At 56.8% G+C, this 25,800-nt stretch carries 26 protein-coding genes and 1 riboswitch; of the genes, 17 read left to right on the top strand and 9 right to left on the bottom strand.

The features are described 5' to 3' along the window. Positions 1-208: 208 nt before the first annotated feature. Positions 209-1,099, top strand: coding sequence for an FRG domain-containing protein (locus tag IEX74_RS02190; RefSeq protein ID WP_229755083.1), 891 nt, complete (start codon positions 209-211; stop codon positions 1,097-1,099). A 99-nt stretch (positions 1,100-1,198) separates the two neighbouring features. Here the strand turns inward: IEX74_RS02190 and IEX74_RS02185 are convergent, their stop codons facing one another. Both IEX74_RS02185 and hrpB read right to left on the bottom strand, forming a co-directional pair. Next, positions 1,199-1,948 carry a DUF2490 domain-containing protein gene (locus IEX74_RS02185; RefSeq protein ID WP_188810491.1) on the bottom strand — a complete coding sequence of 250 codons (750 nt, stop codon included), beginning with the start codon at positions 1,946-1,948 and terminating at the stop codon, positions 1,199-1,201. Positions 1,949-2,041: 93 nt separating this feature from the next. Continuing rightward, on the bottom strand, positions 2,042-4,576 hold the full coding sequence (gene hrpB, locus IEX74_RS02180; RefSeq protein WP_188810489.1) for an ATP-dependent helicase HrpB: 2,535 nt from the start codon (positions 4,574-4,576) through the stop codon (positions 2,042-2,044). 230 nt (positions 4,577-4,806) lie between these two features. Here hrpB and IEX74_RS02175 point away from each other — a divergent pair, with 230 nt between their 5' ends. Both IEX74_RS02175 and IEX74_RS02170 read left to right on the top strand, forming a co-directional pair. Beyond that, complete coding sequence (locus tag IEX74_RS02175; RefSeq protein WP_188810487.1) at positions 4,807-5,247, top strand: MarR family winged helix-turn-helix transcriptional regulator; 441 nt, start codon at positions 4,807-4,809, stop codon at positions 5,245-5,247. A 33-nt stretch (positions 5,248-5,280) separates the two neighbouring features. Continuing rightward, positions 5,281-6,558, top strand: coding sequence for an MFS transporter (locus IEX74_RS02170; protein WP_188810485.1), 1,278 nt, complete (start codon positions 5,281-5,283; stop codon positions 6,556-6,558). On the opposite strand, the gene IEX74_RS02165 is transcribed toward IEX74_RS02170, so the two are convergent. Further along, complete coding sequence (locus IEX74_RS02165) at positions 6,555-6,878, bottom strand: rhodanese-like domain-containing protein (protein ID WP_188810483.1); 324 nt, start codon at positions 6,876-6,878, stop codon at positions 6,555-6,557. The genes IEX74_RS02170 and IEX74_RS02165 overlap by 4 nt on opposite strands. Positions 6,879-6,978: 100 nt before the next feature. Between IEX74_RS02165 and pnuC the strand changes: the two genes are divergently transcribed. The 4 genes from pnuC (at position 6,979) to IEX74_RS02145 (ending at position 9,539) form a co-directional block, all read left to right on the top strand. Further along, the gene (gene pnuC / locus IEX74_RS02160; RefSeq protein ID WP_188810481.1) at positions 6,979-7,614 is read left to right on the top strand and encodes a nicotinamide riboside transporter PnuC; all 636 of its coding nucleotides are present in this window, start codon (positions 6,979-6,981) and stop codon (positions 7,612-7,614) included. Position 7,615: 1 nt separating this feature from the next. Then, entirely contained in the window at positions 7,616-8,134 is a 519-nt protein-coding gene (locus IEX74_RS02155) for an AAA family ATPase (RefSeq protein WP_188810479.1), read from the top strand. Positions 8,135-8,236: 102 nt separating this feature from the next. Continuing rightward, positions 8,237-9,112, top strand: a complete 876-nt coding sequence (locus IEX74_RS02150) for an aldose 1-epimerase family protein (protein ID WP_188810477.1) — start codon at positions 8,237-8,239, stop codon at positions 9,110-9,112. A gap of 7 nt (positions 9,113-9,119) precedes the next feature. Continuing rightward, complete coding sequence (locus tag IEX74_RS02145; protein ID WP_188810475.1) at positions 9,120-9,539, top strand: GNAT family N-acetyltransferase; 420 nt, start codon at positions 9,120-9,122, stop codon at positions 9,537-9,539. Between the two features lie 104 nt (positions 9,540-9,643). Here IEX74_RS02145 and IEX74_RS02140 read toward each other — a convergent pair whose 3' ends face one another. Further along, a complete protein-coding gene (locus tag IEX74_RS02140) occupies positions 9,644-9,886 on the bottom strand; it encodes a hypothetical protein (protein ID WP_188810473.1) in 243 nt (80 codons plus the stop codon). A 205-nt stretch (positions 9,887-10,091) separates the two neighbouring features. Then, positions 10,092-10,206: riboswitch (TPP riboswitch) on the top strand. Positions 10,207-10,263: 57 nt separating this feature from the next. Here IEX74_RS02140 and IEX74_RS02135 point away from each other — a divergent pair. From IEX74_RS02135 to IEX74_RS02110, 6 genes are all read left to right on the top strand, one after another. Continuing rightward, complete coding sequence (locus IEX74_RS02135; protein ID WP_188810471.1) at positions 10,264-12,750, top strand: TonB-dependent receptor; 2,487 nt, start codon at positions 10,264-10,266, stop codon at positions 12,748-12,750. Between the two features lie 197 nt (positions 12,751-12,947). Further along, positions 12,948-14,183 (top strand): acyl-CoA dehydrogenase family protein, encoded by a 1,236-nt coding sequence (locus IEX74_RS02130; RefSeq protein ID WP_229755082.1) that lies wholly within the window; start codon positions 12,948-12,950, stop codon positions 14,181-14,183. A 65-nt stretch (positions 14,184-14,248) separates the two neighbouring features. Next, a complete protein-coding gene (locus IEX74_RS02125) occupies positions 14,249-14,944 on the top strand; it encodes a hypothetical protein (RefSeq protein WP_188810469.1) in 696 nt (231 codons plus the stop codon). A 63-nt stretch (positions 14,945-15,007) separates the two neighbouring features. Further along, positions 15,008-15,352 (top strand): HIRAN domain-containing protein, encoded by a 345-nt coding sequence (locus IEX74_RS02120; RefSeq protein ID WP_188810467.1) that lies wholly within the window; start codon positions 15,008-15,010, stop codon positions 15,350-15,352. A 160-nt stretch (positions 15,353-15,512) separates the two neighbouring features. Continuing rightward, positions 15,513-15,950, top strand: coding sequence for a hypothetical protein (locus IEX74_RS02115; RefSeq protein ID WP_188810465.1), 438 nt, complete (start codon positions 15,513-15,515; stop codon positions 15,948-15,950). Between the two features lie 87 nt (positions 15,951-16,037). Beyond that, entirely contained in the window at positions 16,038-16,478 is a 441-nt protein-coding gene (locus IEX74_RS02110) for a DUF2267 domain-containing protein (RefSeq protein WP_188810463.1), read from the top strand. Positions 16,479-16,605: 127 nt separating this feature from the next. Here the strand turns inward: IEX74_RS02110 and IEX74_RS02105 are convergent, their stop codons facing one another. Further along, complete coding sequence (locus IEX74_RS02105) at positions 16,606-17,067, bottom strand: DUF4268 domain-containing protein (RefSeq protein WP_188810461.1); 462 nt, start codon at positions 17,065-17,067, stop codon at positions 16,606-16,608. A 5-nt stretch (positions 17,068-17,072) separates the two neighbouring features. After that, positions 17,073-18,056: a hypothetical protein gene (locus IEX74_RS02100; RefSeq protein ID WP_188810459.1), complete on the bottom strand. Its 984-nt coding sequence runs from the start codon at positions 18,054-18,056 to the stop codon at positions 17,073-17,075. Between the two features lie 272 nt (positions 18,057-18,328). On the opposite strand from IEX74_RS02100, the gene ruvB reads away from it, so the two are divergent. From ruvB to queG, 3 genes are all read left to right on the top strand, one after another. After that, positions 18,329-19,375, top strand: a complete 1,047-nt coding sequence (gene ruvB / locus IEX74_RS02095; RefSeq protein WP_188810457.1) for a Holliday junction branch migration DNA helicase RuvB — start codon at positions 18,329-18,331, stop codon at positions 19,373-19,375. Between the two features lie 193 nt (positions 19,376-19,568). Next, positions 19,569-20,267 (top strand): M949_RS01915 family surface polysaccharide biosynthesis protein, encoded by a 699-nt coding sequence (locus tag IEX74_RS02090; protein ID WP_188810455.1) that lies wholly within the window; start codon positions 19,569-19,571, stop codon positions 20,265-20,267. A gap of 189 nt (positions 20,268-20,456) precedes the next feature. Beyond that, on the top strand, positions 20,457-21,392 hold the full coding sequence (gene queG / locus IEX74_RS02085; RefSeq protein ID WP_188810454.1) for a tRNA epoxyqueuosine(34) reductase QueG: 936 nt from the start codon (positions 20,457-20,459) through the stop codon (positions 21,390-21,392). A 159-nt stretch (positions 21,393-21,551) separates the two neighbouring features. On the opposite strand, the gene IEX74_RS02080 is transcribed toward queG, so the two are convergent. The 3 genes from IEX74_RS02080 to IEX74_RS02070 all read right to left on the bottom strand — a co-directional run bounded on the left by IEX74_RS02080 (position 21,552) and on the right by IEX74_RS02070 (position 23,666). Further along, positions 21,552-21,740 (bottom strand): hypothetical protein, encoded by a 189-nt coding sequence (locus tag IEX74_RS02080; protein ID WP_188810452.1) that lies wholly within the window; start codon positions 21,738-21,740, stop codon positions 21,552-21,554. Positions 21,741-21,955: 215 nt separating this feature from the next. After that, a complete protein-coding gene (locus tag IEX74_RS02075; RefSeq protein WP_188810450.1) occupies positions 21,956-22,891 on the bottom strand; it encodes a ferritin-like domain-containing protein in 936 nt (311 codons plus the stop codon). A 37-nt stretch (positions 22,892-22,928) separates the two neighbouring features. Then, positions 22,929-23,666 carry a ferritin-like domain-containing protein gene (locus IEX74_RS02070; protein WP_188810448.1) on the bottom strand — a complete coding sequence of 246 codons (738 nt, stop codon included), beginning with the start codon at positions 23,664-23,666 and terminating at the stop codon, positions 22,929-22,931. A gap of 507 nt (positions 23,667-24,173) precedes the next feature. On the opposite strand from IEX74_RS02070, the gene IEX74_RS02065 reads away from it, so the two are divergent. Further along, positions 24,174-25,658, top strand: coding sequence for a BatD family protein (locus IEX74_RS02065; protein WP_188810447.1), 1,485 nt, complete (start codon positions 24,174-24,176; stop codon positions 25,656-25,658). The last annotated feature ends 142 nt before the right edge of the window (positions 25,659-25,800 follow it).

The raw sequence follows: 25,800 nt of genomic DNA, 5'->3' as shown, positions 1-25,800 counted from the left end.
GCTTCGGCTGCTTACTTCAGTAGAAAAGAAGCTTAATTAAGAACGCCGCAGCTACCTAGCTGCGGCGTTCTTAGGTTTTGTAAACCCAAGTAGCAGCCTTGCTTGCTAACCTATAATTTTCTGAAGACCTAGCCTTTTCCTGACGGGAGGAAAGCTGCTTCAACTGTTCAAGAGGGCCGGAAAAGCACGCTGGTTACCTAGGTTCAGCTTGTCCGCGCAAACGCATTTGCCGTATTTGAGGGCGAGCCAACTTACCTTAGCCGTGTATTCGAGCATCAATGATCTTCACGTTCGTTCCTGGGAGGAGCTGCAACATGTGTTGTTTCGCGACACCTGGGACGGGCGCATCGGGCGCTACCGCTCGCCTTTCGTGTACCGGGGGCTGCGTTCGCACACCTACACGCTGAGTACAAGCCTGTCGCGGCTGGGGGGCGATTTCGACCGGCTGGAGCACCACTTGCTGCGTAACTTCCGCAAGTACGCCCGCGGCACCGCCGACTCCGAAACGTCGATCTGGAACTGGATGGCGCTGGCGCAGCACCACGGCCTGCCCACGCGCATGCTCGACTGGACGTATTCGCCCTACGTAGCGCTGCATTTTGCCACCGAAGACCTGAATGCCTACAACGAGGACGGCGTGATTTGGGCCATCAACTACGTGAAAGCGGCCGAAAGCCTACCGGCGCCCCTGCGTGAGGCCATTCGGCAGGAAGGCTCCAATGTGTTTACGCCGGAGCTGCTGGAGCCGGTTTGTCCCACCTTGCGCGACCTGGAGCAGATGCAGCAAGAGCCATTCGTGCTGTTTCTGGAACCACCTTCGCTGGATGAGCGCATCGTGCACCAATATGCGCTGTTTGCTCTCATGTCGACGGCACAGGCTAACCTGCACGACTGGCTGGAAGCCCATCCTACGCTGTACTTCCGCATCATCATTCCGGCTAGCCTGAAATGGGAAGTGCGCGATAAACTCGATCAGGCAAATATCACGGAGCGGGTACTGTTTCCGGGCCTAGGTGGGCTGAGCCGGTGGCTGCACCGCCACTACACTTCGGCGCGGGGCTACTCGGCTGCCACCGATTCGGAGCAAGGGCCAGGCTAGGTTGTAGCGCGAAGCTCCTGCTTCGCGCATCGTTGAACGACTCACACCTAGGTTCGTCACAACGCTTATCGTTCAGCGATACGCGAAGCGCAGGCTGCGCTACGGCTTGTTCTTGCGAAAATCCGGGTTCACCGTTAGGCTGGCTTGCAGGGTATGATTGTACTCAAATACCTGCCCATCGTCGTGCTGCACAATCTGGTAGAGGTAGCCTAGCTCCAGCGAAGTCGCTTTGGTGAACTGATAACCTAGAGCACCATAGAGGCGGTTTTGGTTGAAGATATTCTGCTTCACGTTGGGCCCGTAGCTGATAAACAGGTCGTTGTAGGCAGTGACATATAAGGTGTTAGGCTCATCGTTTTTGCCTTTGATGGGCAGCGTGAGCTGGATACGGTAGCGGCTGCGGTTGGAAATCTTGTACGTGTCGGAGCCGGCATCGCGCAGCCAGCGCTGCTCCTGCCGGAAGCGGTGCATGATACCTAGCTTGCCGTACGTTTCCTCGAGCTGAAGCTGCTGGTAAAAGCGTCGCTCCCACGAACGGCCGGGGTCGGGATAGTCGCCGTAGGGCAGCGAAAGCAAATACACGTAGCCGGCCGTCAGCATCAGCTTTTCGGACGCATGATAGTTAAGCCCAATGCGGTAGAAATACTGCTGCGGGTCGCGCAGACCGTTGGTACGGCGGTACTGAAACTCCGTGTGCAGGCTCCACCGCTCCGCGAAGCGCGCATCCCCGAAATACATCAGCCAGGCGTTGTTGTTTCGGTCACTAATGCGGCCGGTGGTGGCACTTTGCCCGCGCGCAGTCAGGCTTCCCCACGAGATTAGTGTCAGCAGGAGAAGGCGTTTAGCCAAAAAGGTAAAGAATGCACGCATGAGACAAGGCAGTGAACCTAGGTCTACGGCAAGCACGCTTAAATGGCAAAACCTAAGTTTGGTCAACCTAGGTTATTTCAGCCCGTTCTGCCGGCGGGTGCCGCGCATCGGCTCAGCTTCCAAGGGGTTGTCGGGCCAATAGTGTTTGGGGTAGCGGCCGCGCATATCCTTGCGGACCTCGAAGTAGCCGTTGGTCCAGAAGCTGCGCAAGTCCCGCGTCACCTGCACCGGCCGGTGGCCCGGCGAAAGCAGATGCAGCGTGAGCGGCACGCGCCCGCCTCCAACTACAGGCGTATCGAGCAGGCCAAAAACTTCCTGCAAGCGGACCGCTAGCACCGGCGCTGCCGGGTCGGAGTAGTCGAGGGTGATGCGCGAGCCGGTGGGCACCGCAAGCTGGGCAGGCGCCAAGCGGTCCAGCTCCTGCTGCTGGCCCCAGCCGCCCGGCAACCACGCAAGCAGCGCCTGGCGCAGATCAAGGCGGTTTACTTCCACTACTGATTTCAGCCCGCCCAGGTAAGGCCCGAGCCAATCTTCCAGTTGCGCCAGCAGTGCTTCATCCGACACATCCGGCCATTCCGCAGGAGCTAAGGCGTGCAGAAAAGCCAGTCGCTCCCGCACCTGCTGCGCCTCCGGGCTCCACGGCAACCGACCTAGGCCAGCGGCACGCAACCCATCCAAAAGCGCTGCTTCGATGGCCTCGGGCGCAGGATTCGCCAACGGCATTTCGGCAAGGTTGAGTGCACCCAAACGGCGGCGCTTTCGGGCTACCACGCGTCCGGCGGCAGCATCCCAGCTTACGTCCTCACTCACTTCGATGAGGTCGGCAAAGTGCTGGTCCAGCTCGGCGCGGTCGAGCGGGGCGGCCAGCACGGCGCGGGGCAACGCAGGTGGGCCATCGAGGTGAGCCACGGCAAAGAACACATCATCGCGCCCGAAATACTCGGCCGGCAAGCTGGCGCGCTGCCCCGTCACGAGGCGCACCCGTTCCGGCGACTCGCGTTGCGCGAGGCGGTCGGGATAGGCCAGCGCCGCCAGCAAGCCAGCGGCATCCGGTTCGAGCTGCGTTGTCCTGACATCGGCCCGGTGCCGGAGCACGGCCGCTGCCTCGCGCACCCGGTGCAAAGCACCCTGATCGGGCACCAGACCCGGTAGTGGCGAGCGGCCCGTCGCAACGGCTTCCAGGCGCAGGCGCAGATCGGGTGGCGTAGCGGCTCCGTCGGGCAGGCGCAGTAGGTCGCGCTCGGTGAGCAACGCCGCCAACGCGCAGGCCGTAGCGCCGTGGCCCGCCTCTTTCCCGCGAATGACCAAATGCCCCAGCCGCGGCACCAGACCCAGGCCCGCCAGTGTGCGGCCGTGTTCGGTGGGTTTGCCGGAAGGCAGCAAGGCACCTAGCCTCATCAATAAGTCGCGGGCCTGGGCCAAGGCAGCGGCCGGAGTCGCATCGAGCCAGCGCAAAGTACTGGCATCCTGCACACCCCAGAGGGCTAGCTCCAACGCCAGCCCGCTCAGGTCGGCGGTCAGGATTTCGGGGGGCAGGTGGGCCGGGCGGAGCGCGTGTTCGGCCTCGGTCCAGAGGCGGTAGCAGGTGCCGGGACCCAGGCGCCCGGCCCGGCCGCGGCGCTGGTCGGCGGCGGCCTGGCTCACGGGCACGGTTTCGAGCGAGGTGAGGCCGGTGTGCGGCTCGAAGTGAGGCACGCGGGCGTAGCCACCATCCACTACCACCTGCACGCCCTCAATGGTTAAGCTGGTTTCGGCAATGCTGGTGGCCAGCACCACTTTGCGCCGACCAGCTGGCGCGGGGCGCAGCGCGGCATCCTGCTGCTCGGCCGGCAGCTCGCCGTGCAGCACATGCACATCAACGTTATTGGGCAATGAACCTAGCTTTTCCGCCGTGCGGCGCTGGTCGGCCAGGCCAGGCAGAAACACGAGCACGTCGCCGGGGTGCTGGGCCAGGGCTTCGCGCACGATGGCCGGGGTAAGATGCGCGAGCCGCTCGTGAGGGCGGTTGCTGGTGGCGGCCAGTCGGGCTGGGGTCAGGTAGTGCGTTGCCACCGGATGTTGCAAGCCCGCACTGCGCACCACGGGCGCGCCGAGCCAGCTCCCCAGCCGCTCCGCTTCCAGCGTGGCACTCATAATAAGGAGGCGCAGATCGGGCCGCAGTACCGCCTGCGCATCCAGCGCCAAGGCCAAACCTAGGTCGGCTTGCAGACTGCGCTCGTGAAACTCATCGAAGAGCACGGCCGCTACGCCTTCCAGCGCCGGGTCGTCCTGCAACATGCGCGTCAGGATAACTTCCGTGGCGACTTCAATGCGGGTCTTGCTTGAAATCTTGCTTTCCAAGCGCACCCGGTAGCCTACCGTTTGGCCCACCGGCTCGCCCAGCAAACTCGCCATGCGCGCCGCTGCGGCCCGTGCCGCCAACCGCCGTGGCTCCAGCACGATGATGCGACCATTGGCGGGCATCCAGTCGGCTTCCAGCAGCGCCAAGGGCACTACGGTGGTTTTGCCCGCGCCAGGCGGCGCTTGTAGCACCGCGCAGTTGGTGGCACCTAGGGTCGTGAGTAACTCCGGGAGGGCAGCCCGGATGGGAAGGTCGGGGAGTAGCATTCGGTGGGGGAGACAGTCAGCAAAGAGCTGGTTCGCTTATTGTCGTAAGCTTAACAGTGCTCTGGAAATACATTATAGCAAAGTGAAGTTGATGTGCTTTGCCCTATGCTGCGCGAAGTTACAACCTAGGTCCGAAGCCTGCTTGCTTGAAAAACTGACGGTAGGAGTTGCAACCTAGCCCATTGTATAGGGTATATTTGTTAAGTGGCTTACGTAATTGAGCTTGTTAAATGGCTGAACAATCTGATGCGGCTCAGCTGGCAGTAGAGTTGCGCACCGTCGTATTTCGGTTGATTAAAAAGCTGCGCAGTCAATCCTCAGCCCACAGCAAGATTTCGCTTACTGAACGGTCGGTGCTCAAACTGCTCGATCAGCATCCGCAGCTATTGCCCACCGAGCTGGCCGCCCGAGAGAAGGTTACTACTCAGGCGATGTCGCAGATTCTCAGGCACCTGACCGAGTTAGGCTACATCACGCGGCAGGCGCTGGAGGCCGATAAGCGGAAAGTTGGCATTAGCTTATCGGCGGAAGGGCGGGCGTATCTTCAGGAGGTGCGGCATGAAGTGGATGAGTGGCTGGTGAAAGCGTTGCAGGAAACCTGCTCGACCGAGGAGCTGGCGAAGGTGCATCAGGTGCTACCGGCTCTGACGAAGCTGGTTGATGCCGAATAAGACGCGCTGGCCGTTCTTCTTTTAAAATCTCGTATGAATTCAGGTACTTTTCGCGCCTTCCACAGCCGCAATTACCGCTTATTTTTTGCCGGACAGTCGCTTTCCCTTCTGGGTACCTGGATGCAGAAAACGGCAGTCAGCTGGCTGGTGTATTCGCTGACGCATTCTAAGTTTATGCTGGGGGTGAGCGTGTTTGCTACACTGTTCCCGGCGGCCATTTTCTCCTTTTTGGGTGGCGGTGTGGCCGACCGCTACCACCGCTACCGCGTGCTGCTTCTGACGCAAGCTTTGTCGATGGGCCAAGCATTGTTGCTGACGCTGTTGGTTTTCTTTCGACCGGGTGCGGTGTGGGGCATCATTGGTCTGAGTGTGGTGCTGGGTATTATCAATGCCTTTGACGTGCCTGCGCGTCAGTCGCTTGTGCCCGCCTTGGTCGATGACAAGCAAGACCTGCCCAACGCAATAGCGCTGAATTCCTCGATGGTAACGCTGGCCCAGCTGCTAGGGCCGGCTCTGGCGGGCTTCGCCCTGGAAAAGCTAGGTGCCGTGGCTTGCTTTGGCCTGAATGCGCTGAGCTTCGTGGCCGTCATCGGCTCGCTGGTAGCGATGAAGCTGCCCGCTTACGAGGCCAGGCTGCGCACGAAAGGCATGCTGGAGGAATTGCAGGAAGGCCTGCGGTACGTGGCTGCGACACCTGCCGTGCGGCACATCATCGTCATGCTGATGCTCATCAGCTTGTTTGTGCTGCCTTTTACCACGCTGCTGCCGGTGTATGCCAAGGATGTTTTTCATGGCTCGGCCACCACGTTCGGCATGCTGGAAGGAGCCGTGGGGCTAGGTGCTTTCATCGGGGCGTTCTTCCTGGCTTCGCGTGGGCCAAGCGTAGATCTGAAGAAGCTGCTGATGATCAACACCTTTATTCTGGGGGTGGGGCTGATCTTGTTTTCGCACCTAGCTTGGTATGTGCTGGCGCTATTGGCGCTCGTCTTCGGGGCTTTCGGGATGGTAACGCAGCTTACCATCAGCAACACCCTGCTGCAAACTACGGTGCCGCTGGCGCTTCGCGGGCGGGTGCTCAGTCTCTACGTGCTGGCCTACGCGGGCCTGCTGCCGTTGGGTAGTTTGCTCATCAGCGCGGCCTCGCAGCATATCGGTGTGCAGAATACCGTGTTGGGTGCCGGCATTATGGCGATGCTGATTGGCCTGCTGCATATGCGGGCGCTGAATAAACAAAAGCTAGCTCAGTCAACGTCACCGGCGTCTACCAAAAAACTGCCCGAAGTAAGCTTGCCAGAGCAGGCGCCCGCCTAGTACACCGCTACCGTCGGGTCGACGCGTAAGCTCCAGGCGTGAATACCGCCGCGCAGGTTCAGCAAGTTGGTCAGGCCGTGACGATGTTGCAGATACGCCAGCGCCTGCATCGAGCGCACGCCGTGGTGGCAGATGAGCACGGCGGGTTGGTCGGGGTCGATTTCTTCGGCGCGCTGCGCTACCTCCCCGAGCGGTATGAGTTGGCTGCCTTCGATGCGGCAGTAGGCGTACTCCTCCGGCTCGCGCACGTCGATCAGCTGAATAGTTTCTCCCTGCTGGAGCCGGGCGTGAAGGGCTTCGGGCGTGAGTTCAGGAAGCATAAACTGGTGTTTGGAGAAAAAGGAAAAAGAAAGCTAGCTGCAAAAATAAACCATGCCGTCTTAGCTTTGATTTTCCCGGTACGCGCTTACGTCTTTTTCTGTGCTTCAGTCGCTTTATGATTTTTGGATTGCCGCAGCCGGCAGCACGCCGCTCGAGTGGGTGGCGGTGCTTACCGGCGTGGCGTGCGTGTGGCTGGCGGCCCGCGAATCGCTGTGGAATTTTCCGGTGGCCATTGTTAGCTGTGGACTCTACATCATTGTGTACCATGGCGCGCGGCTGTACTCCGACCGCAACTTGCAGGTAGTATTCATTCTGATGAGTTTGTACGGGTGGTACGAATGGCTGTACGGCGGTGCCCGCAACACGGAGCTAAAAGTATCGCGCACCCGTCCGGTGGAGTGGGTGCTGCTGCTGATAGGGGTGGTGCTGTTTACCCTAGGTTTTGGCTACTACCTCCAGCATTATACCGACGATTCGTTGCCGCACTGGGACAGCCTGACCACGGCCATTAGCCTGGCCGCGCAATACCTGATGATGCGCAAACGTCTGGAAAACTGGTGGCTCTGGATTCTGGTAGATGCGCTATACGTGCCTATTCTGTGGCACAAAGAGTTGTACCCGACTAGTGGCCTTTACGCCGTGTACTTGGTGCTGGCTACTTACGGCTACCTGGCCTGGCGCCGCGCCGAGGCGAAAGCCGCGTACGCAGCTAACGAATCGTTAACGACTTCCTAGCATGGTGCGCATCGCTATTACCGGCCCAGAATCTACGGGCAAATCAACGTTGAGCCGACAGCTGGCTGAGCACTACGGCACCACGTGGGCGCCCGAGTACGCCCGTGTGTACCTAGATGCGCACGGCCCAGATTATACCCTTACTGACTTAGAAGAAATTGCCCGTGGTCAGTTAGCGGCCGAAGAAGCCGCTGTAGCCACTGCTCAGCGCATCGTGTTCGTAGATACGGATTTACTGGTCATAAAAATATGGGCGGAACATGCCTTCGGCCACTGCCCCGCGTGGATTCTGCAAAAGCTAGCCCAGCAGCGCCACGACCTGACCTTGCTGCTCAACATCGACCTGCCCTGGGAGCCGGATCCTTTGCGCGAACACCCGCACATGCGCACGTATTTCTACCAGCTTTATCAGCAGGAGCTGCGAAACCTAGGTATTCCTTTTGCCGAAATCAGCGGGACAGGGGAGCAGCGGCTGGCGCGGGCGTGTGAACTGGTAGATAAGCTGCTCGAAAGTTTGTAGCGCGGACTCTATAGTCCGCGTATTGCGTAGTAGAACCTAGCTTTAAGCGTGCAACTGTAGCGCGGACTACAGAGTCCGCGTTACCTTCTTACTTTCACCTCTATGACCTACTCTCTCGAAAACGACCAGTGCCGCGTGAGCGTGCAGGCGCACGGCGCCGAGCTTAGCAGCTTTATCCGCAAAGACCTAGGTGACCTCGAATACATGTGGCAGGCCGACCCGGCCGTGTGGGCACGACACGCGCCGGTGTTGTTTCCTATCGTTGGGCGCTTGCCGCAGGATACGTACCAGCACAATGGCCAGACCTACAAACTATCACAGCACGGCTTCGCCCGCGATGGGGAGTTTACCCTCGCGCAGCAAACCGCCGATACGCTCACCTTCGAACTGCGCGCTGATGAGCAGAGCCGCACCGTATATCCATTCGATTTCGTGCTGCGCATCTCGTATCGGCTGCAAGACACGACACTCGCGGTACGTTGGGAGGTGCAGAACCCGGCCGGCGAAGAGCTGCTGTTCAGTATTGGGGCGCACCCTGCATTCCGGTGCCCGCTGCTGCCCGATGAGCAGTTTGAGGATTACTATTTTGCCTTCGATGCGCCGGAAACCCTGGAGCGGCACCTACTGGAAGGCGGTCTACTCAACGGCCAAACCGAGCCGCTGCTGACCGACACTGCCGAGCTGCCGCTCACGTATGAGCTGTTTGCCCAGGACGCGCTGGTGCTGAAGAAGTTTGATTTCTCGCAGGTCGCCCTGCGCAGCCACCGTTCGGAGCGCGCCGTAAACCTACGCTTTGATGGGTTCCCGTACCTAGGTCTCTGGACGAAAGGGCCGGGCGCGGCGTTCGTGTGCATCGAGCCGTGGCAGGGCATCGCTAGCTCCGTCGGCGACTCCGGCGAACTAGCCGACAAAGAAGGCATTCTGACTCTAGCTTCCGGCCAGACCTTCACGGCCGAGTACACGATAACGGTATCGTAAACAAATCATGCCCTTACCGATTATCATTCGCGTCATTCAGCCCGAAGACACGTACGCGCTGCGTCATTCGGTGCTGTGGCCGGACAAACCGCTGGAGTACGTCAAAATTGCAGAGGACAACGAAGGGCAGCACTTTGGGGCTTTTCACGAAGAACGCCTACTAGGTGTTATCTCGTTGTTTGTGCAAAAGGAAGCTGCCCGATTTCGCAAGTTCGCCGTCGACCCTAAGTATCAGCGGCAAGGCATCGGCTCGGAGCTGCTGACGCGGGTAATGCAGGAAGCCCGGCAGCGCGGGGCCACGACCATTGCCTGCGACGCGCGGCAGGAAGCCACGGGTTTGTACTACAAGTTCGGGATGAAGCCGGTAGGCTCAGTGTTTTACAAAGGCCCGATTGCCTACGTGCGGATGCAGAAAGCACTGCCATAAGCTAGGTACCCGAAAAGCCAAGGGCCCTTACCGCTACTGCTGCCGCCGGAAGGCGAGCAGCAGTAGCGGTAAGGGCCCTTTGATGTGGTTGCCTCGCGACTGTGCTACGACAGCAGCGGCGTGCTGGGGTGCGGTGTTTTGGGGCGTCGGTTGTAGTCGGGTTCCCAATCGTTAATGGGGCGACTGATGCCGGGCGGTAAGTCTAGGTCGGGCAGGCCGTCGTCGAGCGGTTCGCCGCCGTCATCGTCGTTGTCAGGCGAGGGCGGACGCTGGAAACGCCGGCGCGGTACCACCATAAAATAAGCCAGAATGGCAAGTACCACGAGCGTGTAGATTAAGCTGATCATGGCAGGTAAATAGTAGCAGGCGGAACGGTAGGAGTCTCGTGGGCGGCAAAAGGGTAACGGGAGAAGGATGGGAGTTGTTTTCTGTTTCAACCCAAAAAATCCGGCTCCAAATACCTATCCTAAGGTAGATGATTTTCAGACGAAAGTAAAGAGCAAGCCGCCTCAGTTTGGAACTAGCGCCGGTGGGGTCTAGCTTTGCAGGACAATACGAGTTTAGGGGTGCCTGCTGTTTTTGCGCGCAAAAACAACCAGGCTGAGATCATACCCATTGAACCTGATCCGGGTAATGCCGGCGAAGGGAACAAACGATCCGCGAACGTATCTGCCTGCTGCGCCGACCCCTGGCGCTGGGCTCGTTCCACTTTATCAAGTTCTTCTTGAAAAATTTATTGTTTTCGGGCGCGGCGCTGTTGGCGCTGCCGCTTTCGGCGTGGGCGCAAGGACTGGTGTCGGGCTCCGTCACGGATGCTCGCACGGGCGTTGCCCTGCCCGGCGCTACCATTCTGCTGGATGGCGCACCGGCCTCGGCCGCTGCTGATGTGAATGGCTCTTTTACAGTACCTAGCGTGCCCGCTGGCCCACACGAGTTGCGCATCACGTTTATCGGGTATCAAGGTTTAGTCCGGCGCATCGAAGGTCAACCTGCCGCTCAGCAGCTGACCCTAGGTTTGCAACCGAGTGGCGTGCTCACCGGCGAGGCGCTCGTAACAGCCTCCCGCGCCAACGAGCGCACGGCCACGGCCTACACCAACCTCAACCGTCAAGACCTAGCTCAGCGCAACTTCGGCCAGGATTTGCCTTATCTGCTCGACCAGACACCCTCTGTGGTGGTGAACTCCGACGCAGGTGCCGGCGTGGGCTACACCGATATTCGGATTCGGGGCACGAGCAACACAGGCATCAACATGACCATCAACGGGGTGCCGCTGAATGACCCCGAGTCGCACGGCTCCTTCCTGGTGAACCTGCCCGACCTAGCTTCGTCGGTGAACAGCCTGCAAGTGCAGCGCGGCGTGGGCACGAGCCAGAACGGGGGCGCGGCTTTCGGGGCCAGCATCAACATCTCAACCCTGGATGTGCGCCGCGAAGCCTACGCCGAAACCCAGAATACCTACGGCTCTTTCAACACCTGGCGCAACAACGTGTCGTTCGGCACGGGGCTGCTCGGTGGGCACTTCATGGTTGATGGGCGCTTGTCGCGAGTTGCTTCGGATGGCTACATGAACCGGGCTTCGTCGGATCTGAAATCGTATTATTTCTCGGCCGGTTATCAGGCCAAGAATACGCTGCTGAAGTTCATCACCTTCTCTGGCCGCGAAAAAACCTACCAGGCCTGGAACGGCGTGCCCGAACCTGCCATTACCGGTAATCGGGCGTTGTTGCAGAATTATATCGACAACGGCGAGCTGAGCGAGGCTGATGCGGCGCGGGTGCTGCAAGAAGGCCGCCGCTACAGCTACTACACCTACGATAACCAAACCGACAATTACCAGCAGAACCATTACCAGCTGCACCTTTCGCAAGGCCTAGGTCAGGACTGGAACCTAGGTGCCGCCTTGCACCTCACGCGCGGCTTCGGCTACTACGAAAACTACCGCGCTAACCGGCGCTTTTCGGACTACAACCTAGCTAATGTTATCATCGGCGGCGATACTATCACCCGCACCAATTTGGTTGACCGCAAGTGGCTTGATAACTACTTCTACGGCGGCACGTTCGCTCTGAACTACCAGCCCCGCGACAACGACAAGCTTCAGGCCACCATCGGCGGCGCCTGGAATCGGTTCGATAATGACCACTACGGCGAAGTGATCTGGGCGCAGTATGCTTCCAGTGGCGACATCCGCCACCGCTACTACTTCAACGATGCTACCAAAACCGACTACAACGCCTACACCCGCGCCACCTGGCAGGTGCTGCCTAAGCTAGGCGTGTACGGCGACGTGCAGGTGCGCCACATCACCTACAACATCGATGGTATTGAGGATGATCAGAACGACGTGACGACCCGCGCCCGCTACACGTTCTTCAACCCCAAAGCTGGCGCCACTTTCGCCCTGTCCGAAGGGCAGCAGCTCTACGCCAGCTTCGCCGTGGGCCAGCGCGAACCCATCCGCTCCGACTTCACCGACCGCCCCGCCGGCGACCAAACCGCCAAAGCCGAGCGCCTGAATGACTTCGAGGGCGGCTACCGCCTCAACATGCCCAATGCGAATTTGTTAGGTCAGCGTGCGGCGTTGCGCCTGGAAGCCAACTACTTCTACATGCACTACCGCAACCAGCTGGTAGCTACCGGCCAGCTGAACGACGTGGGCACCGCCTTGCGCACCAACGTGGCGCGTAGCTACCGCGCCGGCCTGGAACTAACCGGTTTTGCTTCCGCCAACGACAAAATCAGCCTGAGCAGCACCATCACAGTAAGCCGCAACCGCATCCTAGGTTATCGTGATGTAACGTATGACATCGACTATAATCCTGTGGTAGCTGAGGCGCGCACCTCTACCATTTCGTACTCGCCTTCGGTGATATCGGCGCATACGCTCGAAGGTCAGCCGCTGAAGGGTTTGCGGGTGGCACTGCTTTATAAAACGGTTAGTCGCCAGTACCTTGATAATTCCGCCAGCTACGAGCGCCGCATCAAGCCCTATCAGGTGATGGACTTTCGGGTGCGTTACTCGATTCATCCCACGTTCGTGAAGGAGATTGAGCTAGGTTTGCTGGTGAATAACGTGCTGAGCCGTAAATATGTAGCCAACGGCTACACCTACAGCTACCTAGGTGCCAGTGGCAGCCTCGACACGTTCAACTGGTATTTCCCCCAAGCCACCCGCAACGTGCTGGCTTCGGTAGGAGTGAAGTTCTAAGACGAGAAGCAACACAAACCAGTCTGTCATCCTGACGAAGGAAGGACCTACTGCCAGTTGAACGAGTTGTTATGATGGTCGTTCAACTGGCAGCAGGTCCTTCCTTCGTCAGGATGACAGACGTTTTTATTCCCGCCTGTTTCTACCTAGCTCTGGTAACTTCCTATCTTTGAAAACCACCCCTAATTGAATTCGCTATGTCTTCCCAAGCTGATATCCTTTCCACGAACGCCAAAGCGCACAGTGCGCAGCGCGGCTCGACCAACGCCGCCGGCTTCACCGATTATTTTGACCTCGATGGCCTGCTGACCGAGGAGCACAAGCTCATCCGCCAGAGCATGCGCGACTTCGTGAGAAAGGAGATTTCACCCAATATCGAGCAATGGGCACAAGAGGCGCATTTCCCCTCGGAAATCGTGCGGAAGTTTGGTGAAGTAGGCGCCTTCGGACCAACCATCCCGACGGAGTACGGCGGCGGTGGCCTCGACTATATTAGCTACGGCCTCATCATGCAGGAAATTGAGCGTGGCGACTCCGGCATGCGCTCTACGGCTTCGGTGCAAGGCTCCTTAGTGATGTTCCCAATCTACCAATACGGCTCGGAGGAACAACGCCGCAAGTTCCTGCCCAAGCTAGCTTCGGGCGAGTGGCTAGGTTGCTTCGGCCTCACCGAACCCGACCACGGCTCCAACCCCGGTGGCATGGTCACCAAACTAGAAGACAAAGGCGATTATTACTTGCTAAACGGCGCCAAGCTCTGGATTTCGAACTCACCCGAGTGCCAAGTGGCCGTGGTGTGGGCCAAGAATGAGGAAGGCCGGATCAAAGGGGTCATTGTGGAGCGCGGCATGGAGGGGTTCACCACGCCCGAAATCCATAACAAATGGAGCCTGCGCGCCAGCACTACCGGCGAGCTGGTCTTCGACAACGTGCGCATTCCCAAAGAGAACGTGCTGCCCAACGTGGAAGGGCTGCGCGGCCCGCTTTCCTGCTTGGATTCGGCCCGCTTCGGTATTGCCTGGGGTGCCATCGGGGCCGCCATCGACTGCTACGAATCGGCGCTGAAGTACTCGTTGCAGCGGGAGCAGTTCGGCAAGCCCATTGCCAGCTACCAGCTTCAGCAGCGTAAGCTAGCCGAAATGATTACCGAAATCACGAAGGCGCAACTCATGGCCTGGCGCCTAGGCACCTTGAAAAACGAAGGCAAAGCCACCACCGCCCAGATCAGCATGGCTAAGCGCAACTCGGTAGCTATGGCGCTAGAAGTAGCCCGCGAAGCCCGCCAGATTCACGGCGGCATGGGAATCACCGGCGAATACCCCATCATGCGCCACATGATGAACCTGGAATCGGTGATTACCTACGAGGGCACACACGATATTCACCTGCTGATTACGGGGGCGGATATTACGGGCATTCAGGCATTTAAGTAAGATTATCAAAGTAGTAAAAGAAGGCTGCTCCAAGTACATGGGGCAGCCTTTTTGATTTCTTGATTATGAGAGTTTATTCCCTCTGCTTGCTACTATTTCTGCTACATAATGCTAGCCGATGCCTAGGACAGCAAGTACCTGAGAAGCTGATTTATCAATTAGCAGAATCAGTTTTGGACGAAAACCGGCAAGAGGCAATAAGCTTCTTACAACAACAGACACAAGGGCGGATTTACCTGGGGAATAAAATTTACACACCTGAGGACACAGTAGCTGCAACTCAGCTCTTGTTGGATCACTGCTACCTAAGCAACAACATGTATCCAATGGTGGATTCTGTTAAGCGAGGCAGTAAATCAAACCATGCCTTATTGCTCAAGTACTTTTCGGCCACTGACCTAGCTTACATGCGCCGGCAACTGCCAAGCGTAGCAAAGTTTGAGTTTGAACAAACAAAACTTCACTTGCCAGAAGTAAAAGTACTGCCGTTTGATACACTTACTGCCTTCCGTGAGCGTGTGAGCAAGCAGTTAGGAATATTAGCAGATATCCTTACAGAATACCGAGTAGAAGATACATTGTTAAAGCGATATGGCAGCAGGAACCTATACGGTATGTTCTGTCCTCTGTTATCGAGAAATCACAAACGTGCTATCATCCGTGTCTTCTGGCCTGGAGGGCATGAAGAGTTGCGCGTTTACAGAAGAGAAGGCAACTCATGGCGCAAGGCGGCAGTGCTGTCACGTATCTACCACGACTAACCTGTTGATTGCTGTACCTATATTAGCCCATTCATTTCCTAACCACTCTTTCCACGCGTTGCTATGGCCGCTGCGTCTCCTGCTTCCTCTGCGCCCCTTGTTCTGCTCGAAAGCCTCATTGCGGGTACCTCGCACCGTGAGGGCCTGAAGCCCTACGAGCCAAATCTGCAAGTAGGCCAAGCTTTGACTTTAGTCCGTGAAGCCGATAGCACCTACGACGATTGGGCCGTGCGCGTGTACACCGCCGATGCCGACGCCATGTGGCTCGGCTACCTGCCCGAAGGCCGCAACGAAACCATTGCCCGCTTGCTCGATGCGGGGTATAAGCTAGGTGGCCGCCTCACCCACAAAGCTTGGGAAGATGAATGGCTGTATCTGGAGATGGAAGTGCTGTTGATGGCAGAGTAGGGGCGGGTAAAGCAGACGAACCTAGGTCTGTTAGGATAGTTGTTGGTAGCTGGCATATTGTTATTGCTCAGCTATATAACCCCAAAAAGCTGTACCTCTTCCGTTGCCCTGGCGTACGGGTTTGTCGTATACCCTAGCTCCACCAACCACCCTACGAGCTATGGCAACCAACGAGCAGCAACCCGACCACGAAAATGCCGAATCGCGCCGCCAGGAGCGCCGTGCGCAAGGCAATCAGGACTACCACGAAACACCCGAGTCGCGTATTCAGCCCGACCGCAACGACCCGCGCCCGCACCACGAGCGCACTCGCGAGGGCGACCCTACCCAGGACTTTAGCACCACCGGCGACGATGGTACTTCCGACGGCGTAGCTACCGTCGTGACGGGCTCCGGGGGCAATAACAACGGCCCTGGCGGCGCAGTAGGTGACAAAACCGACAGTCCCAGCGACGACGGTACCCTCGGTGGCGGCCAAAGCAAGCAGCCACACCTGCACACGCCAAGCGCCCAATCGTCGCACCAAGCCGAGAGTGGCCCACGTGGCGACCACGGCCAGAGCGGCCACAAAGGAAGCCGCAGCGGCAATCAGGAATAAAACCTAGGTTTTTAGTACCACCCGACTTGGTCGTTAGTCGATCAGGCCGGGTGTTTTCCTACTTGCTCCCCTTAAATCAGCTTCGCAATGTCACTCAACTTTGAAGACTATCAGCGCGATGCCAACAATTGGCTGAAAGTAGTAGCCCGGCACCTCGTGATGGAGCGGGAGCAGGCCGGCCGCATTTTTCGGGCGGTTTTGCACGCCCTGCGCGACCGGATTCCGGCAGAAGAAGCAGTGCACCTAGGTGCGCAGCTACCCATTATCTGGAAAGGAATCTACTTCGAAGGGTTCAAAATCCGGCCCGTTCCGATCAACATCCGGAACCGGCAGGAGTGGCTGGACTTTATCCGCACCTATGACAACCGCGCCAACGTGCTGGACTTTCCGTCGGATGAAGAAGCACAAAAGGCTTTTTCCAGCGTGATGCACGCCTTGCAGGAGTTGATGGATGAGGGGCAATACAATCACCTGCACCACATGCTCCACGACTCTATTAAAGAACTGATTGAGCCACAGAGAACGTAGTGGCCGCTTGGACCTCACCCCCGGCCCCTCTCCTCAGGAGAGGGGAGCCTGACATCAAGAGGCAATTCCAAAGTCGCTGTTCACAATGGCCCCCCTCTCCTGAGGAGAGGGGTCGGGGGTGAGGTTCTCACCGCAGCTCGTCAAACGCATACTGGGCATTGCTCCAGAATTCGTCTAGAGCCATAATCCGCGGCTTAAAAAAAGAAATCAGTTGCGGCCAGTCGTCGCGGCTGAAAAGGTTGACGGGTTTGAGGGCTTGGTAGATGCGCGCCAGCGGCTGGCCGTTGGCATCCAGCGCTTCCGGCTCCCATTGCCAGGTCTCGCCCAGGGTTTCGTGCAACAGGGTTCTCAACGCCAGAAACTGCTCAAAGAACAGCGCCCGAATGTCTGCATCCGGGTGCGTCAGCTCGATGCCGATGGTAGCGCGCCGCCCATCGGCCTGCATCCGAAAATAGACGTGCTTAAGCCCGGTTTTGTAGTTGATCCAGTTGGTCGGTATGCCTTCGGCGGAAGGCACCGGGGCCATATACTGGCCGAATGTCGTCCAGAAGGCTTGGCGGAGTTGCGAAACTTCGGCTTTGCTATACATATGATTCAGCTTAAAGTTCCGGCCAATTCCGCTACCTCCTGGCGGGCAATCTGCACCGACGGCTCCTGCCCGAATTCCTGCTCAACCCAGCGCGTGAAACCCACTACTAAGCCGGCTACTGCTTGTCGGCTGCTGCCGGTGGTCTGGTTCGGCGTCGTTGCGGTTGTCGGGAAGGCGGCTTCCATACCTAGGGTGCCCAGCACATCCGACACAAACGCCAGCGCGCAAACGTGCATGGCCTGGTAAAGCAATACCAGCTCCGGCAAGCTAAGCTCCAGACGATCAGTCTGATGAATAGCAGCAAGGCGCGCACTCATGGCTTCCGTGGCTGCCACAGACAACGCCGCAAGACGTGGCAGCGCTTGCAGAAAAGGATGACTGGATTTGGTGTGGCGAAGCTCCTGCACGAGGAGCAGAGCGAGCCGCAGCATCTGCAAGCGGCCTTCGTCAAAACCTAGGGTCACGACGGCGGGTAGCGCCGGCCGGAGCGTTTCGGCGTTTTGCTCAAACAGCGTCCGGAGCTGCTGCGCACGGCGGTGCAGGGGCGCCAGTGCGGCCGCGCCGCTAGGTCCGGCAAGGTGCTGCTCAAGCGCCTGTTGCAGTTGTGCGCTAAGCACCTCGCAATACTCCTGTAAGGTTCGGAGCTGCGCGGTATCTATCTGCATCTGCTGCTGTACGAACGCCAGCACGGGCGTTGCCAACGGACTTTCCAGACAAAGTCGCCCCACCACCACAAAATCGAAGAGGCGCAAGGGGCGCTCGGTGAGTACGTGCTGTAACCCAGGTGTCGAGTCGATGGCATTGAGGGTGGCTACCGCTGCTGCATCCAAGCCGGTAAGGGCTGTTACCTGCTGCGGCACCGGCCCCGCCGAATGGCTGAACAGATGCGTGCACGCCATACCAAGCAATGATAAGCACGGCGCCAGACGCGAATAAGCATCGGCGGGAAGCTGCTGGAGCGAAGCGCCCGGAGTATCTGCGAAAAACATGGGCGCAAAGGTCGGAAAACGAGCTGCAAAGAACGAAGCCGCCGGATAAATGTTGGGCGTATGTCATTCCGAGCAGCGCGAGGAATCTGAATTGATCAACCTAGGTCTTAACTCAGATTCCTTACTTGGCTCGGAATGATATACAAATTAGCTAAATAGATTAGTAAAATGCTTCTGCCTTGCACTCGCTCGTATATTTTTGCTAAAAAACAGGAGCTTTTTACTAGGCAAAAGCGTTACCTTTATCCAACGCCTTATTTGAATATAGACTCATGCGCGAACCTTTTCTGACTGGCGGCGACGACCATATGAATCCCTCCGACAAGGAGATTGACAAGGCGCTCCGCCCGCTAAGCTTTGATGATTTTGCGGGCCAGGCCAAGATCGTAGATAACCTGAAGGTGTTCGTAGCGGCGGCCAAGCAGCGCGGCGATGCCCTCGACCACGTCCTGCTGCACGGGCCTCCCGGTCTGGGCAAAACCACTCTGTCTCACATCATTGCCAACGAGCTAGGTGCCGGTATCAAGATGACCAGCGGTCCGGTGCTGGATAAGCCCTCGGACCTGGCCGGTCTGCTGACCAACCTCGATCCGCACGACGTGCTGTTCATCGACGAGATTCACCGCCTGAACCCGGTGGTGGAAGAGTACCTGTACTCGGCCATGGAGGACTACCGCATCGACATCATGCTCGATTCGGGCCCAAATGCGCGCTCGGTGCAGATCAACCTGAGCCCCTTCACGCTGATTGGCGCTACCACGCGCTCCGGCTTGCTGACTTCGCCGCTGCGGGCACGCTTCGGCATCAATGCCCGCCTGGAGTACTACGATTCCAAACTGCTCACCGACATCGTACTGCGCTCGTCCGAAATCCTAGGTACGCCCATTTATGAGGATGCTGCCTTCGAAATTGCGCGCCGCTCGCGCGGTACGCCGCGTATTGCCAACAACCTGCTGCGCCGTACCCGCGACTTCGCCCAGATTCGCGGCACCGGCACCATTACCGTCGAAATTGCGCAGTTTGCCCTCAATGCCCTCGACGTCGACCACCACGGCCTCGACGACATGGACAAGCGCATCCTGAGCACCATCATCGACAAGTTCAAAGGTGGTCCGGTGGGCATCAGCACCATTGCCACGGCCTGCGGCGAAGAAGCCGAAACCATCGAGGAAGTGTACGAGCCGTTCCTGATTCAGGAAGGCTACATCAAGCGCACTTCCCGCGGCCGCGAAGCTACGGAAGCCGCTTACCTGCACCTAGGTAAGCAGATGCCGCAACACCTGCGCGGCAATACAGCTACTGGGGAGTTGTTTAGTTAATAATTTATTTTTGGTCGTTTTTGCAAGCGGCGGAAAGCAGTATTTTGAGCTGCTTTCCGCCGCTTTTGTTTATTTGGTAGCATAACGCTACTCGGTTGTAAAGAGACAAAATTGGGTTAAGCGTGTCAAGCATATTACTTTGGGAAAGATGGTCCTACTCCGTGGCATTTCTTTATTTAACATTCTTTTTAAAGTGAAAAACATATTTACTTTATTTCTTGCTCTCTTTTATCTAACAACTACTGCTCAAAAGTTGGGAATTTCTCCCCAGGTTCTTACTTCCAGGCAAATAGCTAGCTTGTTGCCCGAAGTTGTTCGTAAGACACTGAATATAACCTTCCCAATTTTTAGAGTTTACAAGTACGTTGATAATGACGGACATCATTATTGCATATTGACCGAAAGCAAAGATGAAATAGCCACGGACAAAGACACGCTAAATCATAAGATTAGAGCTGTAAGCCTTAAGGCTGATAATAGCTCATTTGTTAAAAATTGGGAGATTAATGATAATATTATTAAAAATGAGAATGATGAAACGTCTATCTGGTTTTGGACAAAATACACCGATTTTAAGGACTACGACGGTGATGGTTTAGTTGACCCAATCATTGTTTATGGAACTTCTGCTTTGAACGGTTACGACGATGGACGAATAAAAATTTTGATTTATCACAAAGGGCGAAAGGTGGCCATCAGACACCAGAATGGAGTGCTGGACTTGGCAAGAGAAACACAGGTTGACAAAGCATTTTATGATTTGCCAATTTCTTTGCAAACGTCAGTCAAACAAAAAATGGAGTTGATGAGGAAAAATGGTCAGGCCATTTTTCCTGCGGGCTGGCAAGTGGCTATGAAGAACAAGAAGACCAGCTTCAACGAACGACAGTGAGAGCCCAAGCTGGAGATGCTCAGCACAAAACTAGTATCGGAAGAAGCTAACGGGCTCGCTAAGTCCCCGGCAATAGCACCTAGGTAGTAGCAACCGACAATTTCACGTCTGTTCTGGAACGCTCCGCCGCTTCCGGGGCGTTCCGGCTTTTTAGACGTACTTCGTATGCGTCTAGTGAATACAATTACAATGCTCCCCACCGCTCACTATACTGTCTTTATTAAGCGCCGCGCCGCGGAGCTAGGTTTTATGTACTGCGGCATCTCGAAGGCGGAGTTTTTGGAGGAGGAAGCGCCGCGGCTGGAAAGCTGGCTCAACCAGAACATGCACGGCAAGATGGCCTACATGGCCAACCACTTCGACAAGCGCCTCGACCCAAGACTACTTGTCGACGGCGCTAAATCCGTTATTTCGCTGCTGCTCAACTACTACCCGCCTGAGGAAGACCAGCAGCCAGACGACACGCTGAAAATCAGTAAGTACGCCTACGGCAAGGATTATCACTTTGTCATCAAAGACAAGCTGAAGACGCTGCTGGCCGATATGCAGGCCGAAATCGGCGAAGTCGGGGGGCGGGTATTCGTTGATTCGGCGCCGGTGATGGATAAGGTGTGGGCTAAGAAAAGCGGCCTAGGTTGGGTGGGCAAAAACTCCAACCTGATCCGGCCGGGCACGGGCAGCTTCTTCTTCATCGCCGAGCTGATCGTGGACGTGGAGCTGGACTACGACGGCCCCATCAAGGACTACTGCGGCACCTGCACCAAGTGCATGGACGCCTGCCCCACCGATGCCATTTCGGCGCCGTACGTGGTAGATGGCAGCAAGTGCATCAGCTACTTCACCATCGAACTGAAAGACCAGATTCCGACGGAGGTAGACGGCAAGCTAGGTAACTGGGTTTTCGGCTGCGACATCTGCCAGGATGTGTGCCCCTGGAACCGCTTCGCCAAGGCGCATAATGAGCCACAGTTTCAGCCGCACCCGGCGCTGAAAAACCTAGGTCGGAGGGACTGGCAGGAAATTACGCACGAGCTGTTTTCGGAGCTGTTTCGGCAGTCGGCGGTGAAGCGCACGGGCTATGCGGGCCTCACGCGCAACATTCGCTTTGTAGCAGGAACGGAGTAAGTTTGTCATGCCGAGCAGCACGGGAATCTGAGCTTATACCTAGGTTGTTACTCAGATTCCTCGCGCTGCTCGGAATGACAGGGATGTAAACAAGAAGCGGCTGCAACAGATGTTGCGGCCGCTTCTTGTTAAGTAAATAGTTAAGATAAAAGCTAGGTCTTAAGCCAGCTGGGCAAACACCCGGTTGAGGATGCGCCGGTAGCTTTTGGCAAACTGCTCATAGCACCAGGCTTTAAACTGGTGCAGCTCGTCGGGAACGAGCTGGCGCAAAGCTTTGCGTAACTCCTTCTCAAACAACATTTTATCAAAGCTCACTTTTACGAGGATGGTCTTCGCATATTCCAACATCTCAGCAATTTGTTTTCAGGTGGGTGGGTAGATTCGGGGTGGAACGACTAGTATACGTAAGTTCTGAAAAAAAGAAGATAAGTATCAATTGAGGAGCTTAAATATTTTAAGGTTCGACTGTTGCTAATTAATTGATAAGGAAACGGATACAAGTAACACAAATAAGAAAGGCGGCCCAATAGGCCGCCTTTCTTATTGCTAACAAAGATGTTTGCTTAAGCAAACAGGCTTTGTCCAAGCGTAGTGTTCGAGCGGAACATACGTCCAATGGCTTTTACCGTATCAGCATCCAGCGGCTCATCGAAGGCTTCGGTAGCGGCGGCAGTGGTAATCGTCTGGTTCATTGGCGGCGTGGTGTTCGTTTGCACGTTTACACCAGCTTGCATGATGTTGCTCTCAGCCGGGAAGTCGGTAGCTGGGTTGCCGGCATTGTATACCGGTGCTGTAACAGCTGGTACCGGACCACCATTTTCGTTGCCGGATATCCAGCTTTTGGGCTTGCTTTGATCCGTCGTGCTGCCAGCAGCAGTCAGGCCACCGCGCCGCACCATACGAACGTGCGACGAATGACGAGCTTCCACCGAGTGAATATTCAGGGCTGCCTGTAGGATGTCCTTGTTGCTCATCAGTTTCGGAGCGCCGCCTTTGTAGGCTCGCATGCCCGTGTCGACGAACGACTGCGCAGTAGCGTAGAAGTTAGCTGTACTAGCAAAAGGGTTCGGCAGCTTACCACCAGCGGTATAATCAAAAGCAGCAGCAGGAACGTCGTTGCCGCCGTTGAAGGCCTGAGTGCCTAGCACCTGCTTCAGCGCCGCAATGTGCCCGATTTCATCATCGCGAATGATAGCAATTGCTGCCGCGTCACTACCTAGGTTAAGGCTAGTTGTTGCTAAAGCTGTCTGATAGAAGTTGCGCTCCAGATACTCCAGCTGCAAAGCTAGGTTTAGGGTAGCAACGATATCAGCGTTCAAGCCGCTGGTTTGGCCGTAAGCCTTCTGGAACATTGCGCTGAGCAAGCCCGGCAGCGTAGCCGCTGTTACTTTCTTGCCTAGGCCTGACATATGCTTGAACACGCGGCGGCGGGTATCAAACCGCTCGTAAACCTCAGGGTCTACTTTTTCGATATCGGAGATTATTTTAAACAGATCCATGTGGAGAAGCGAAATAAGTTTTGAGGATTACGACCGACTACTTGAAGCTATTAGCACTCAGCTTCGAGCCAGGGGCTAGGTAAAGGTTAGCAGATTCGAGCACCTGCGCCGGCGTCTTCGATTTTTCCTGGCGAGCAGTCGCGCTGGTCAGGCTGAAGTCGACTACATCATCGCCCACGAAGGTGTTGAGCGAAATCAAGTCGCGGATGAGCGCCGCGTGGCGTGCTTCTACCGATACAATCTTGCCAGCCAATACCAGGTTCTTTGGATCTTCGATGTAGCGGCCGGCGCCATTATAGGCAGCCACACCTAGGTCCTCAAACGCCTTGGCGTAGTTGAGCACGCTGGCGCGGTCCCCAAAGTTGATAGCTGAGAAATCCGGGGTAAGCCCCTGAATAGCGTTGTTTCCCAAGGCTGTTTTGAAGAAATCAGCGTGGATTTTCTCGTGCAACGCTATATCCAAGAAAATTTGCTTTTCGGCAGCGTTGGTGTTGGCACTCGTGTAGTAGCCTCCTGTCAGTACCTGGGTGTAGAACGCCGCTTCGAGCTGCTCCAGGGCGTAGGCATAATTCAGGATACCGGTGTCGCCGGAGCCTACATCGATCAGGTTCGGGTCGTTGCTGTTGTTGTCGTCATCGTCGCAGCCGGCCAGCAGCAGGGCGGTGGCGCCGGCGGTAGCACCGGCGTACATGAAGAAAGAACGGCGCTTGATGGGTACAAAAAGTGGTTTCGCAACCTCCGCTTCCTCCCTAGTGGGTTGGGTGATTTTGGACATGAGTAACGTTTTTGAGTGGCTAATAATGAGGGACAAAGTAAATGGCTGGTTAACAGGCCTTCAGCTGCTGGTACACCCAAAGAAGGGTCAGGTTAGGATCGTGTGAGTTGCTTACGACAGCTCGTGTACAATGTTGGTATTGCCTGAGCTTCCAAAAAGAGTGCAACTGTTTAGGTTAAAATCATAAATGTAGCCCTGTCAGCTACATACGGGGCAAAAATGCCGAAAACCAACTTGAAAGCTGGACCTCAGCACAAGCACCTAGGCTAAAATCATGTACGTTAACCCATTTGCTCAGCCACCGGAAAGTGGTTGGCAGGTAGAAATGAACTGCCCACAATTAGGTTACGGAGTATAGAAAGCCACGGATTGCGATGGCTGTAAAAAACTTGTTTTATATAACTTTTATACTATTTCAATACTTGGTTTAGTTTCCGTCGGCTAAAAGCTGACCCGATGTTGTCAGAGGCCTTTTTTGCTAGCTTTGGCCTTGTCAATTTTTTCGTCATGCCGCAGCTGTCGCGCTTTCTTTTTCTGCTTGGGCTAATGTGGGCGCTGATGCAGGCTTCGCTGGCAGTAGCGCAACCGACAGCTGCTACTGCGGAGGCCGACATTGTGCTTGGCCCCACGGCGTTTGCCCTGAGTGAGTACTACACCATCAGCTTTCGGTTGCGCGGGGCACCGCTGGAACGCTACTCGGCTTTTCCGGACCTGGAGGGTTTTAAAAAAAGCGGTAAATCGAGCACCACTACCACGCGCATCGTCAACGGCCGCACCTCCGTCGAGCTGACTATCACGCAGCGCTACGCCGCCTACGCTGAGGGCGAATACGTGGTGAAACCGTTCAGCATGACCATCAACGGCCTGACAGTGCGCTCGGCGGGCGCTACCCTGAAAGTTGGTCCGCAGGTAGCGGCGCCGCAGCCAAGTGCCGGCGCGCTACAGGGCGTGGGCTCGCTGGATCAGCTCTTCGGCAAACCTAGGCCGCAGGACTACGTGGAGCCGAAAGACAACGCGTTTTTGCTGCTATTGCCCGACAAAACTTCCGTATTTGTGGGCGAAGGTGTGCACGTAGGCTTGTATTTCTACCTGACTGCCGCCGACCAAGGCCTGTTGAACTTCTACAACTTCGCTACGCAATTGCCGGTCATTCTGCGGCAGCTGCGCCAGCGCACGGCCTGGGAAGAACCATTTGATGAACAGGAGATTGTGCCGGAAAATGTGACGATGGGCGGCAAGGCTTACCTGCGCTACCGCCTATATGAAGCTGAATATTACCCGCTAAATACAGAGCCGCTGACGTTTCCGGAAGTGTCGTTGCAGATGGTGAAGTACCGGCTGGCCAAAAATCCGGCAGAAGGCTTGGACAACCGCATGGAGGGCTACAAAACCTACCACACCAACGTGCGCACCATTGCGGTGCGGCCGTTGCCGCCGCACCCGTTGCGCGACCAGGTACCCGTGGGTGACTACCGCTTGCGCGAGTCCATTGACCGCACGGCTTTCCGCACGGGGCAGGCATTTACCTACACTTTTTCGGTGGAAGGCGAAGGCAACCTGGCGGCTGTGAGCGGACCTGGCTTGGCTGCTCGACCTAGCCTTGAGCTTTATGGCCCCGATGTGCAGCAGGAGCTAACCCGCCAGGGCGGCCGCGTGGGCGGGCGCAAGAGCTTCCGCTACCAGCTGGTGGCCCAGCGCCCCGGCACGCTGCCGCTCGACAGCCTTTTTACCTTAGTCGTGTTTAACCCAACGACGGTCCGCTACGATACCCTGCGTGCCGAGATAGTGCCCGACGTGCGCGGGCCGGTCCGCACCGCGTCTACTTTCAGCCTGCGCCCCGATGACCCGTTCTATACCGAAGCTCTAGCCTCGGCCGATGCCACTTTGCAACCGATTGATGAGTACCACGATGTGCGCCGCTACGCCAACCTAGTTCTAATCGTATTGCTGGTCGTAGCGCTGGTTGGCTGGTGGTGGCAGCCGAAACAATGAGCAATTAGTAATGAGCAATGAACAGTGAGTGACGGACGCTTTAACCTAGGTCGAAGGAGGGCGGCGCTGTCGCGGATGCTTTTACCTTTGCTTACCAGTGCAATTGCTCACTGCTCATTGTTCATTGCTCATTTTCTATAAA

It is taken from the genome of Hymenobacter cavernae (assembly GCF_014641455.1).
Taxonomy (GTDB): Bacteria; Bacteroidota; Bacteroidia; order Cytophagales; family Hymenobacteraceae; genus Hymenobacter; species Hymenobacter cavernae.
This window is presented reverse-complemented; position numbering and strand designations above follow the sequence as displayed.